This window comes from Halobaculum roseum, from assembly GCF_019880245.1.
Lineage (GTDB): Archaea > Halobacteriota > Halobacteria > Halobacteriales > Haloferacaceae > Halobaculum > Halobaculum roseum.
On record NZ_CP082286.1, the window covers coordinates 1,657,865 to 1,669,698 of the forward strand.

Sequence of the window (11,834 nt, forward strand, 5' to 3'; positions counted from 1 at the left end):
CCGAGGGCGCGAGGCCGGAACGACACGACTAACCACCGACCGATCGGACACGAACACAACCGAATGCGACTCCCACAGGCGCAGGTCGCGTTGCTGGAGGCCGCCAGCGCGACCGACGCGAAGACGATCGAACAGCTCGCAGCCGAGACGGACCTGAAGCCCGAGACGGTCACTCGTGCCGCCTTCGACCTCCGCGACGAGGGGCTCGTCGCCGTCGACGAGCGCGTCGAGGAGTCTGCGACGCTCACCGACGAGGGCGAGACCTACCGGAGCGAGGGGCTCCCCGAGGTCCGCCTGTTCCGCGCCGCCCGCGACGCCGGCGGCGACGTGGGAATGGGCGAGGCGATCGGCGCCGCGGGGTTGGAGGGTCCCGAGGTCGACATCGCGCTCGCCAACTACGCCCGCAAGGGGTACGGCGTCGTCGACTCCGGGCAGGTCTCGGCGAACGATGACGCCGATCCGGACGACGACGACGAGGCCGCCGCGCTCGACGCGCTCGCTGCGGGCGAGGCAGTCGACGACGCGGCCCTGCTCGACCGGCTGGAGAGCCGCGGGCTCGTCGAGCTCGACGAGCGCACCGTCCGCTCCGTCACGCTCACCGACGACGGCGTGGACGCGCTGATGGCCGGCGTCGAGACCGCCGAGACCGTCGACCGGCTCACACCCGAACTGCTCACGAGCGGCGAGTGGGCGGACGTGGAGTTCGCCGAGTACAACGTCGAGGCGGACGCGCCGGCCGTCGAGGGGGGCCGCGAGCACGTCCTCCGCGGCATGTCCGAGCGCGTGAAGGACGTGCTGGTGGGGATGGGTTTCCAGGAGATGGACGGCCCGCACGCCGACGCGGACTTCTGGATCAACGACTGCCTGTTCATGCCGCAGGACCACCCGGCGCGCACCCACTGGGACCGCTTCGCGCTCGACGTGCCGCCGGTGGCCGACCTCCCCGAGGGGCTGGTCGACCGCGTCGAGGCGGCCCACCGCGACGGCGTCGGCGAGGACGGCGACGGCTACCACTCGCCGTGGTCGGAGGACTTCGCGCGGGCGATCGCCCTGCGCGGGCACACCACCTCGCTGTCGATGCGCTACCTCTCCGGCTACGCGGACGCGGACCTGGAGCCGCCGAAGCGGTACTTCTCCGTCCAGAAGGCGTACCGCAACGACACCCTCGACGCGACCCACCTGCTCGAGTTCTACCAGATCGAGGGATGGGTGATGGCCGAGGACCTCTCGGTGCGCGACCTCATGGGTACCTTCGAGGAGTTCTACCGGCAGTTCGGGATCGAGGAGATCCGCTTCAAGCCGCACTACAACCCCTACACGGAGCCCAGCTTCGAGCTGTTCGGCGAGCACCCCGAGACGGGCGAGGAGATCGAGATCGGGAACTCGGGCATGTTCCGCGACGAGGTGCTCGACCCGCTCGGGATCGACTGCGACGTGATGGCGTGGGGACTCGCGCTGGAACGGCTCGCGATGCTCACGACGGGCGCGGAGGACATCCGCGACCTACACGGGACGCTCGCTGACCTGGAGTTCCTGCGGAACGCGGAGGTGACCTACTGATGCCAGTCGTCGACATCGACACCGACGAGCTTCGAGGATTGACCGGCGAGGAGAGCAAGAGCGACGAGGAGTTCAAGGAGGACCTGTTCGCGCTCGGGCTGGAGTACGAGGGCGACACCGACGACGGCCTGCTCCAGTTCGAGTTCGGCCCCGACCGGCTCGACCGCCTGTCGGTCGAGGGCGTCGCGCGGTCGCTGCGCTACCAGTACGGCGCCGACCGCGGCGTGTACGTCCCGAACACGAACGACGCCGGCTGGACCATCGAGGTCGACCCCTCCGTCCCGGACGAGCGCCCGTACGTCACGGGCGCGGTCGTCCGGGGCGTCGAGCTCGGCGAGTCCGGCCTCGACTCGCTGATCCAGCTGCAGGAGAAGCTGCACGCGACGATGGGGCGGGGGCGCGCGAAGGGCGCCATCGGCGTCCACGACCTCACGATGCTGAAGGGCCAAGCCCTGACGGAGGAGTCCGAGCCCTCCGGTACCATCGACGCCGCCACCGCCGATCTGGGCGCGACCGAGAAGACGATCACCTACCGCGGCGTCGAGCCCGACGGCGACCGGTTCGTCCCGCTGGACGCCAACGCGGAGATGACGCCCGCGGAGGTGCTGGCGGAGCACGACACCGGCGAGACGTACGCCGATCTGGTCGATGGTCTGGATCGCTACCCCGCGATCTACGACGAACTGGGGCTGTTCTCGTTCCCGCCGGTGATCAACGGGAAGCGCACGGAGGTCGACACCGACTCCCGCGATCTCTTCATCGAGCTGACCGGGACCGACCAGTGGACCATCGACAAGATGTGCGTCATCCTCTGTTATGCCCTCTCGGCGCGCGGCGGCACCGTCGAGGAGGTGCAGGTCGACTACACGGACGGCGCGACGTACCCCGACGAGTACGGCCCGGAGCTGATCCGGCCGGACCTCGACACCGACGAGAAGTCCGTCACCCACGAGCGCATCGAGACGATGCTCGGGATCGAGTTGGAGCGCGAGGAGGTCGTCGACCTGTTCGAGCGCTCGGGCCTCGACGCCGCCTACAGCCTGGGCGAGGAGGAAACCGTCTACGACGTGGAGGTCCCGCCGTACCGCGTCGACGTGCTCCACCCGCTGGACCTGATCGACGACGTGGGACGGGCGTACGGCTTCAACGAGTTGGAGCCGACGTACCCCGACATCGGTACCATCGGCGGTCGCCACGAGCGCTCGCGGCTGGAGCGTGCGGTGCGCACGAGCCTCGTCGGCCTCGGCTTCGAGGACATGCTGAACTTCCACATGACCTCCGCCGAGGAGAACTACGACCGGCTGCGCCTCGACGAGCGCGACCCCGGCGCCGACCTGTCGGAGGCGCCCCTCGGGAGCGAGCCGCGGGCGGAGATCACCAGCCCGTACAGCGAGGACTACACCCAACTGCGCACGTGGGCGCTCCCCTCGCTCGTGCAGGTGCTGGAGAACAACACCCACCGGAGCTACCCGCAGGACCTCGCGGAGGTCGGCTTCGTCGCCCACCGCGACGATGAGGTGAACACCCGCGTCGCCGAGGACTACCGCGTCGCCGGCGCGCTCGCGCGCACCGACGCGACCTACGAGGACGCGAAGGCCCGCCTCCAGGCCGTCTGCGACGACTTCGACGCGGACCTGGAGACGCCCGCGACGGAGCACCCGAGCTTCCTCGACGGACGCGTCGCCGAGGTCGTGATCGACGGCGACGCGGTCGGCGTCGTGGGCGAACTCCACCCCGAGGTGCTGGTCGACCGGGACATGGAGGTCCCCGTCGCGGCCTTCGAGTTCTCGCTGTCGGTGCTTGCGTAGCCTCTCGCCGCCGGTGCTCCCGGAGGGGGACGGCCGTCGCCACGGGAGGAGACCCGCCCCTCGAACCCGCGGACGGCGGCCGATCCGGACGCGCGCGAGGGGAACACCTTTCACGTCATCCGCCGCAGGCACCCGTATGAGCCTGACCGTCGAACGCGTACTGGTCCCCGTGGACGGGAGCGACGAGTCACTGACGGCGGTCGAGTACGCCGTCGCCGTCGCGAAGCGGTACGGCGCGCAGGTCCACGCCGTGTACGTGCTCGGCGAGGAGGTCGTCCGCGCGATCGAGGAGGAGATGATCGACCAGTCGGAGGTCGCCGAGGACACCGAGGCGTTCACCGACACGGTCCGCGATCTCGCCCACGCGGAGGGTGTCGAGGTGTCGAGTTCGATCGCGTACGGTTTCTCGACGAAGCGCAAGACCACCCATCCCGGGTCGGTCATCCTCGACACCGCCGAGGACATCGACGCCGACTTCATCGTCATCCCGCGCGAGCCGCTCACCGGCGAGCCCGGCGAGGTGCTGGAGAAGGCCGCCGAGTACGTGCTGCTGTACGCGAGTCAGCCCGTCCTGTCGGTGTGACCTGATCGACGCGAGAGAACGGGCGCTACACCCGGAAGCGACGCGTGGGCCGCTACGCCGGGTCCGCGAGCACGGCCGTCATCTCCAGTTCGAACGACTCGGCGTCGCTCGTCTCGAAGCCGACCTTCTTGTAGAGGCCGACCGCGGCGCGGTTCCACCGCTCGACGGTGAGCCACACCTTGTCGACGCCGTTGGCCGCGCCGTGGCCGAGCAGCGCCTCCATGAGGTGCGTGCCGATGCCGGCGCCCTGGTACGCCTGCAGCACGAAGATGGCGAGTTCGTAGGCGTCGCCGTCGGGGACGAGCGTGGCGTGGCCGGCGACGGCGTCGCCGTCCCAGGCGACGACGTTGTAGCCGCCGTCGCCGAGGATCGTCTCCAGCCACGAGCGCACGTCCGACTCCCGCCCCGGGGGGATCCCCTGTGCGCGGTCGGCCGGGTCGAACGCCGTGTACATCTCCACGAGCGCCTCGAACTCCTCCTCGCCGGCCTCGCCGTCGGCGTCGGGTGGATACGGCCGGATCTCGATGTCGCGGCCCTCGCGGTCGACGAACGACAGCGGCGGCGCCTCGAACGGGCCGGCCGGCTCGTCGGGGTAGACGCGGTCGCCGCTCATCTGACCAGTTTCACCGAGACGTGGGAGTTCAGGAGGACGAACTGCGCGATGCTTCCGAGGTTGATCTTCCCCATCGGGCTGGTCTCGCCCCCGCCGATCGCGATCATGTCGAACCCCTCGTCCTCCGCGATGGCGACGAGTTGGCTGCCCGCGTCGCCCTCGACGCGGCGCACGTCGGCGTCGAGGCCCGCCTCCGCGAGCACCGTCCGGACGCGGTCCTCGACCTCCTCGGGGGTGCGGTCGGCCTGGGGGTTCTCGACGACCGCGACCGTGAGGTCGTCGCCGGCGGCCTTCGCCCGCTCGACGGTGTCCTCGAGCGCCCGGAGGGAGTCGTCGCTCCCGCCGATGCCCAGCAGTACGTTCATGCGCCGACGGTCGGCAGGGCCGGACAAAAGCATGCCGCCGACGCCGCCGCGGGCGGACGCCGTCACCCCGCGTGCGGGTGCCGGGCACCCGGCGGCCGTCCGCCGTCCGTCGGACGCGTGGGGGACGGGTTTTTCACGGTCGCTCGGCTACGGGGCGCCATGACCGACGACGCGGGCAAGGAGGCCGGCGGCGACGCCGACGCGGCCGCGGCCGAGGACATCGACGAGCGGGCCACCGACGGCGGCGAGGGAGCCGCCGAGGGAGTCCTCGCCGCGTCCCCGGAGAGCGAGGAGGAACCTGACGAGGAACGCGCGGACGCCGAGTCCGTGACGGCGGACGGGTCCACGGCCGACGAGTCTGTGGCGGCCGACGAATCCGCAACGACCGACGACGCGTCGGGGTCGGTTCCCGGACCGGACGTCGGCGCCGACGCCGGCGAGGGCGTCCCCGAGGACGTGCCCGACGATGTGGCGAAGTACGACCGCTTCCAGAAGATGGAGCGCGCGGAGTACGACCGCGTCAACGAGTTCCTCCGCGACCGCACCTACGTCACCGCCCGCGAGTGGGCGATCGCGCGGCTGTGTTCGGACTTCCGGACGGAGACGGGCGTCGAGATGACGAAGATCGGCGAGAACCTCCCGCGGCTCGTCCCGTTCATGACCGACACCTACACCCCCCAGGCGGTGAACCAGGCGCGGGCGTCCTTCGAGGAGAAGGTGCGCAAGGCCGGCGCCACCTTCCTCTACGGCGCGATGTCCGGGTTCTTCACCGCCGAGGACCTCGACGACGTGATGTACGAGTCGACGGAGGTCGCGAAGTTCCTGCTGGAGGTTGAGGGCGCGGACCTCGCCGTCGAGGAGGAGCTGGCCGCCGAGGACAAGATCTCCTCGGTGATGCGCGACGTGCGCGAGGCGAGCGCCGAGGTTCGGGGCGAGGAGGTCAAGTGCCCCGAGTGCGGCCACGTCCACGAGCCGTGATCGGTCGGCGCGTGTCGTCCCGCGATCGATTGATTTGACGAGGGTTCGCGGGAGTACCCGCGACGAGAGCTTCGTTCTCGCCCCCGGATCGAGCACCACGAGCAGCAGCGAGATCCATCCAACGCCGTGACACGACGTATCGAGCGACCACAGCCCCTATACCCGAACCACCCGCCGGTACACACAATGAACGCGACACTCGACGGCGACGTGGTCCGCGCGGCGGGCGACGCGCGCCAGCGGTTCCACGACGCCCGGGGGTACGGCCGCGCGTCGGGGCCCGACGTAACCCTCGCACGGGTGGAGGCTGCCCATCTGCTGTATCGCGGCGACATCGACTCGGTCTCGGGGATGGACTTCCGGGCGTTCTTCCGCGACAGCGTCGCCGGCGAGTCCGGCTTCGCCGCCCGGTTTCTGGTGTACGCAGACCTGCGCGAGCGGGGCTTCTATCTCGCCCCCGCCCGCGACGGCTGGCCGGGGAGCGCGGACGGACGCGCCGGCGACGCCGACATCCTCGTGTTCGAGCGCGGCGAGAAGCCCGGCGGCCCGGTCGCCCATCGCGTCCGCGTCGTCGGCGAACGCGAGGAGCTGGCGGCCGCGTCGCTGGGGGGACGAACGCTCGCCGTCGTCGACGAGGAGAGCGAGGTGTCGTACTTCGCGTGCACGGCCGACGGCGGGTTCGACGGGCGAACCGAGTACGACCTGCCCGCCGGCCTCGACGCCGACCTGCTCGACGACCGCGTCGTCTGCTGGTCGCCGCCGGCCGACCTGTACGAGTCGGCGTTCTACGGCCAGCCGATCTCCGGGCGCGACGACGCCGACGTCGACGCCCTCCAGCTGTCGCTGGTCGAGGCCGCCGACCTGGCCGCCCGCGGCGCCGTCGACCTCGACGCCGACGCGGTGATCGAGCGCGGGCGGGCGGTCGAGGGCGAGCGGTTCGACCGCCGTCTGTCGGTGTATCGCGAGCTTCGCGACCGCGGCGTCGTCCCCAAGACGGGCTACAAGTTCGGCGCCGACTTCCGGACCTACGACGCCGTGGAGACGGTGACGGACCTCCCGCACTCCGAGCGACTCGTCCGGGTGGTGCAGCCGGACCACCGCTTCCACCCCCGCGAGTTGGCGCTCGACGTGCGACTGGCCGGCGGCGTGCGGAAGGGAATGGTTTTTGCGCTCGCCGGCGACGACTCGAACGACTACCTGACGGTCGAGCGACTCACCCCATGAGCGACGACAACACCGGCCCCGTACGGGGCACCGACGAAGCCGAAGCCGACAGCGAGGAGCAACGAGCGCGAACCGACGGTGGCGTCGCGCTCGATCCGTGGGGCTCGGCGACCGTCGCCGACTACCGCGAACTGTTCGAGGAGTTCGGCATCGAGGCGTTCGAGGAGATCATCGACGAGGTGCCCGAGCCGCACTACCTGATGCGCCGCGGCGTCATCTTCGGCCACCGCGACTACGGCGCCGTCGCCCGCGCGCTCGCGAACGACGAGCCCGCGGCAGCCCTCTCGGGGTTCATGCCCACCGGCGACCCCCACATCGGCCACAAGCTCGTGTTCGACGAGCTGATCTACCACCAGGAGCAGGGTGCCGACACCTACGGCCTCATCGCGGACCTGGAGGCCCACTCCGCCCGCGGGATGACGTGGGAGGAGATCGACGAGCACGCCCGCGACTACCTGCTCTCGCTGCTCGCGCTCGGGTTCGACCCCGAGGAGGGCGAGCTGTACCGCCAGTCCACGAACCGCCGGCTGCAGGACCTCGCGTTCGAGTTGGGATCGAACGCCCGGTTCGCGGAGTTCGAGTCGATCTACGGCTTCGACGGCGGCACCTCCGTCTCGCACATGCAGTCGGTCGTCACCCAGATGGCGGACATCCTCTACCCGCAGCTGGACGAGCCGAAGCCGACCGTGATCCCGGTCGGTCCGGATCAGGACCCGCACGTCCGCTTCTCGCGGGACATCGCCCGCAAGACGCGCTACTTCAAGGTGACCGAGGCGTTCGCCAGCCCGGAGTTCGACGCCGCCGAGCGCGTGCTCGTCCGCCGGGCCCACGACGAGCGCGAGGCGTGGGCCGACGACCCCGAGACGCCGCGGTGTGAGGACGCCGCCGCGTGGCTCGCCGACGCCGAGGTGGACGCCGAGTTCGAGTCCGCCCGCGCGGGCGCCGTCGAGAAGCTGGAGAACGCCGGGATGGAGCCGCTTCGTCCCAGAACCAGGTTCCTCGACCGCAACGCCGACGAGGCCGCCTTCGAGGCGCTCATCGAGGCGGTTCCCGGCGAGAAGCGCGTCTTCGACGCCCACATCGACTCCTTCGAGTTGGACCGCGAGGACGCCGAGGAGCTGGCCCGCGAGGTCGAGGTCGACAACGGCGGCTTCGGCTTCTACACGCCCTCCTCGATCTACCACCGGTTCATGACCGGCCTCACCGGCGGGAAGATGTCCTCGTCCATCGAGGCGAGCCACATCTCGCTGCTCGACGACCCCGAGGAGGGGTACGACAAGGTGAAGTCGGCGACGACCGGCGGCCGCGAGACGGCCGAGAAGCAGCGCGAACTCGGCGGCGAGGCCGACGAGTGCCCGGTGTACGAGCTGTACGCGTACCTGCTGGCGAACGACGACGACGGCTTCGCCGAGGAAGTGTACGAGGAGTGCGTCGGCGGCGAGCGCCTCTGTGGCGACTGCAAGGAGCAGGCGGCGACGCTGATGAAGGAGTTCCTCGCGGACCACCAGGAGAAGCGCGAGGAGGCGAAGGAGCTGCTCGCGGAGCTGGACATCGACCTTGACGTCGACGCCTCGCGGCGGGGGATCCCCGGCGAGGAGGAGTAGCGAGACGCGAGCGGAGCGAGCGTCTCGGCAGAACGGCGGCGAGCTTGTGGGCGAGCCGCCCAGAACGATAGCGTCGTCGAGCGAGCAACGCGACCGAGACGACGGATCCGAGCGGCGACGGAGTCAGATCCGGAATTTAGACCGAAAGAGGTATGTTTTCGTTCTGAGATGGACGGGATAGATGGAATATCGGTTCGAGTGTGAGTGCGGGGAGGAGGTGTCCGACTTCACGCGCGGGGGCGACGTGGAGGTCAGCACCGTCGCGGTCTGTGAGGCGTGCGGCACCTCCTACGGGCTCACGATCTCGACGATCCAGAGCGGCGACGACGAATAGCCTGCAGGCCCCGCCCGACGGCAACGCGCTCCGGTAGACCCGCGCTCAGAACGCGACCTCGACCCCGTCCTCCTCGCTCGCTTCTCCCCACAGATAGTTCGCGGTCGCCGTGTCCAACACCGCCGAGCCGACGCTCTCGACGACGATCACCTCGTCGGTCGATTCCCGGCCGGCCTCGCCCTCGAACACCGCCGACAGCGGCGTCAGCCGCTCGGGGTCGACCTCGTTGTCGACGATGTCGCCGATGGCCGCGACCTCCTCGGGAACGTCAGCGAAGGCTCGGTCGGCCCGCTCGAACGTCGCGCGGTCGAGTTCCCGCATCGACGCCTCGTAGGCGCCCACGGCGATCACCAGCGCGCCGTCGGCGAGCGCCTCGCCCGGAAACACCGGCGTCTCGCTGGTCGTCGCAGTGACGACCACGTCGGCGTCGCGGACGGCCGCCTCCGCCGTGTCGACGGTCTCGGCGGCGATCCCCTCGCTCCGGAGGTCCGCCGCGCAGCCCTCCCGCGAGTCGGGCGTCGGCGAGTAGATCCGCGCCCGGTCGACGCCGCGGGCCGCGTCGATCGCGCGGGTCTGCCAGCGTGCCTGCTGCCCGGCGCCGATCACCGCGAGGTCCACCGGACCCGTTCCGGCTGCCAACTCCCGCGCCGCGAGCCCGCCGATGCAGCCCGTTCGGGCGTTCGTGATGCGCTCGCCGGCCAACAGCGCGAGCGGGGCGCCGTTCGACGCGTCGGTAAGCAACACCTGTGCCTGCACCGTCGGTCTGTCGACCGCGGGATCGGCGTTCCCGGGGAACACGGACGCGAGCTTCGTCGCGTACGCCGGGTCGCCGTGGACGTACGCCGGCATCGCGAGTCCGGTTCCCGCGGGGTCCGTGCGGCCGTCGAGCCCCTCGCCGACCGGGAAGTGCGGCCGCTCGGGACGCTCCACCTCGCCGCGGCCCTGCTTCAGGAACGCCTCCTCGATCACCGGGAGGAGGGCCTCAAGCGAGAGCAGCGAGGCGACCGCGTCGTCGTCGAGAACGTGCATACGCGGGGGTCGACGCGGCGGGACTTCGGTGTTTCCTCGGGCGGGCGACGACGGCGCGGCGGCGAAACGGCAGGGCAGCGGCCCCGAGCCTAGTCCAACAGCAACAGCTCGGGACGCTCCAGCCGCTCCATCACGAAGTTCGTGAACTGGCCGGCCTCGGCGCCGTCGATGACGCGGTGGTCGATCGACAGCGACAGCGGGAGGGTGTGGGCCGCGCGTACCTCGCCGTCCTCGGCGACGGGACGCTCGTCGATGGCGCCGAGCCCCATGATCGCCGTCTCGGGGTAGTTGATGATCGGCGTCGCGTACTCGCCGCCGATGGCGCCGAAGTTGGTGATCGTGAAGGTTCCGCCCTGCATCTCCTCGCGGGTGACCTTCCGCTCGCGGGCGCGCGAGGCGAGGTCGTTCACTTCGTCGGCGAGTTCGAGGATCGACTTCTCGTCGACGTGCTTCACGACGGGGACCATCAGGCCCGCGTCGGTCGCGACGGCGATCCCGAGGTTGTACTCCTTCTTCAGGAGGATCTCCTCGTCGTCCTCGCGGAGCTCGGAGTTGAGGTACGGGAACTCCTTCAGCCCGGCCACGAGCGCCTTCATCACGAACGGCATGTAGCTGAGTTTCACGTCGCGCTCGGCCGCCCGCTCCTTCAGGTTCGCGCGCACGTCGACCAGCTCGTCGACGACGGCGGTGTCGTGGTGGGTGACGTGCGGCGCCGTGTACTTCGAGGTCTCCATCTGCTGGCCGATGGTGCGGCGGACGCCGCGGTACGGCACCGACTCCGGCTCGCGGGAGCCGGCGGCGGCGCCGTTGCCCGACGCTGCGGCGGAGGCGGGTGCGCCGGTGTCGTCGGCGCCGGCGGCCGACTCCGCGGCCTTCGCCTCCTTCACGGCCTGCGCGTACTGCTGGACCTGATCGGCCGTCACGAACGCCTCGCCGTCGCGCGTCTCGTCGGTCGGCACGTCGTTCAGGTCGACGCCGACGTCCTCGGCGGCCTTGCGGGTCGCCGGTACCGCGAGCGTGCGGTCGCGGCCGGCGGCCTCGACGGACGACGGAGCCGGCGACGGCGCGGCGTCGTCCGCGGCGGCATCGGCGTCGTCGGTGTCTCCCGCCTCGGAGACGGCCGACCGCGTGTTCTCGATGTCGACCGATTTCGGTCCCGAGGAGTCGCCCTCGGCGACGTCCTCGGTCCCGTCCGACTCGGCGTGCGCTCGCACGTCGCCCTCGGTGACGCGACCGCCGGGGCCGCTCCCCTCGACGGCGGCGATGTCGACGCCGAGCTCACGGGCGAGCCGTCGGGCGGACGGGGGCGCGAACACCCGACCCGAAGAGGGCGCGGGCGCCTCGTCGGCTGTGTCGGCGTCGGCGTCGACGCCGGCGTCAAGGTCCGCGTCCGCGTCGGTGCCGGCGTCAGCGTCCGCGTCGGCGACCGGTTCGGATCCGGATTCGGACTCGGCCGCATCGTCGGCAGCGGCGGCGGTGTCCGCCTCGCCGTCCTCGTCGACGTCGTAGGTGATGATCACGTCGCCCACGGGGACCATCTGGCCCTCCTCGGCGTGCAGTTCCTTCACCGTCCCGTTGTACGGGGACGGGACCTCCACGAGCGCCTTGTCGGTCTCGACTTCCGCGACCGGCTGGTCCTCGGTGACCGTGTCGCCGGGGGCGACCAGCCAGTTGACGAGTTCCCCTTCGGCGACGCCCTCGCCGACGTCGGGGAGCTTGAACTCCTTCTCGGCCAT

The 11,834-nt window shown here is 70.8% G+C and carries 11 protein-coding genes; 7 read left to right on the plus strand and 4 right to left on the minus strand.

Features of this window, described 5'->3' with window-relative positions; genetic code table 11:
- The first annotated feature begins 63 nt into the window (after positions 1-63).
- The 3 genes from pheS (at position 64) to K6T36_RS08400 (ending at position 3,951) form a co-directional block, all read left to right on the plus strand.
- Entirely contained in the window at positions 64-1,560 is a 1,497-nt protein-coding gene (gene pheS, locus K6T36_RS08390; protein WP_222920888.1) for a phenylalanine--tRNA ligase subunit alpha, read from the plus strand.
- Positions 1,560-3,368, plus strand: a complete 1,809-nt coding sequence (gene pheT / locus K6T36_RS08395; RefSeq protein ID WP_222920889.1) for a phenylalanine--tRNA ligase subunit beta — start codon at positions 1,560-1,562, stop codon at positions 3,366-3,368. Before pheS ends, pheT begins: the two co-directional genes overlap by 1 nt.
- Positions 3,369-3,504: 136 nt before the next feature.
- Positions 3,505-3,951, plus strand: a complete 447-nt coding sequence (locus K6T36_RS08400) for a universal stress protein (protein ID WP_222920890.1) — start codon at positions 3,505-3,507, stop codon at positions 3,949-3,951.
- Positions 3,952-4,003: 52 nt separating this feature from the next.
- On the opposite strand, the gene K6T36_RS08405 is transcribed toward K6T36_RS08400, so the two are convergent.
- Together K6T36_RS08405 and K6T36_RS08410 are read right to left on the minus strand one after the other, a co-directional pair.
- Positions 4,004-4,564 carry a GNAT family N-acetyltransferase gene (locus tag K6T36_RS08405; RefSeq protein WP_222920891.1) on the minus strand — a complete coding sequence of 187 codons (561 nt, stop codon included), beginning with the start codon at positions 4,562-4,564 and terminating at the stop codon, positions 4,004-4,006.
- Positions 4,561-4,929: a universal stress protein gene (locus tag K6T36_RS08410; RefSeq protein WP_222920892.1), complete on the minus strand. Its 369-nt coding sequence runs from the start codon at positions 4,927-4,929 to the stop codon at positions 4,561-4,563. The genes K6T36_RS08405 and K6T36_RS08410 overlap by 4 nt, the downstream gene beginning before the upstream one ends.
- A gap of 159 nt (positions 4,930-5,088) precedes the next feature.
- On the opposite strand from K6T36_RS08410, the gene K6T36_RS08415 reads away from it, so the two are divergent.
- The 4 genes from K6T36_RS08415 to K6T36_RS08430 all read left to right on the plus strand — a co-directional run bounded on the left by K6T36_RS08415 (position 5,089) and on the right by K6T36_RS08430 (position 9,069).
- Positions 5,089-5,907, plus strand: coding sequence for a DUF5806 family protein (locus K6T36_RS08415; RefSeq protein ID WP_222920893.1), 819 nt, complete (start codon positions 5,089-5,091; stop codon positions 5,905-5,907).
- A 186-nt stretch (positions 5,908-6,093) separates the two neighbouring features.
- On the plus strand, positions 6,094-7,131 hold the full coding sequence (gene endA / locus K6T36_RS08420) for a tRNA-intron lyase (RefSeq protein WP_222920894.1): 1,038 nt from the start codon (positions 6,094-6,096) through the stop codon (positions 7,129-7,131).
- A complete protein-coding gene (locus K6T36_RS08425) occupies positions 7,128-8,735 on the plus strand; it encodes a tryptophan--tRNA ligase (RefSeq protein WP_222920895.1) in 1,608 nt (535 codons plus the stop codon). The genes endA and K6T36_RS08425 overlap by 4 nt, the downstream gene beginning before the upstream one ends.
- Before the next feature lie 181 nt (positions 8,736-8,916).
- Positions 8,917-9,069, plus strand: a complete 153-nt coding sequence (locus K6T36_RS08430) for a hypothetical protein (protein ID WP_222606226.1) — start codon at positions 8,917-8,919, stop codon at positions 9,067-9,069.
- Between the two features lie 45 nt (positions 9,070-9,114).
- Here the strand turns inward: K6T36_RS08430 and K6T36_RS08435 are convergent, their stop codons facing one another.
- Together K6T36_RS08435 and K6T36_RS08440 are read right to left on the minus strand one after the other, a co-directional pair.
- The gene (locus tag K6T36_RS08435) at positions 9,115-10,098 is read right to left on the minus strand and encodes an ornithine cyclodeaminase family protein (protein WP_222920896.1); all 984 of its coding nucleotides are present in this window, start codon (positions 10,096-10,098) and stop codon (positions 9,115-9,117) included.
- A gap of 89 nt (positions 10,099-10,187) precedes the next feature.
- Positions 10,188-11,834, minus strand: a complete 1,647-nt coding sequence (locus K6T36_RS08440) for a dihydrolipoamide acetyltransferase family protein (RefSeq protein WP_222920897.1) — start codon at positions 11,832-11,834, stop codon at positions 10,188-10,190.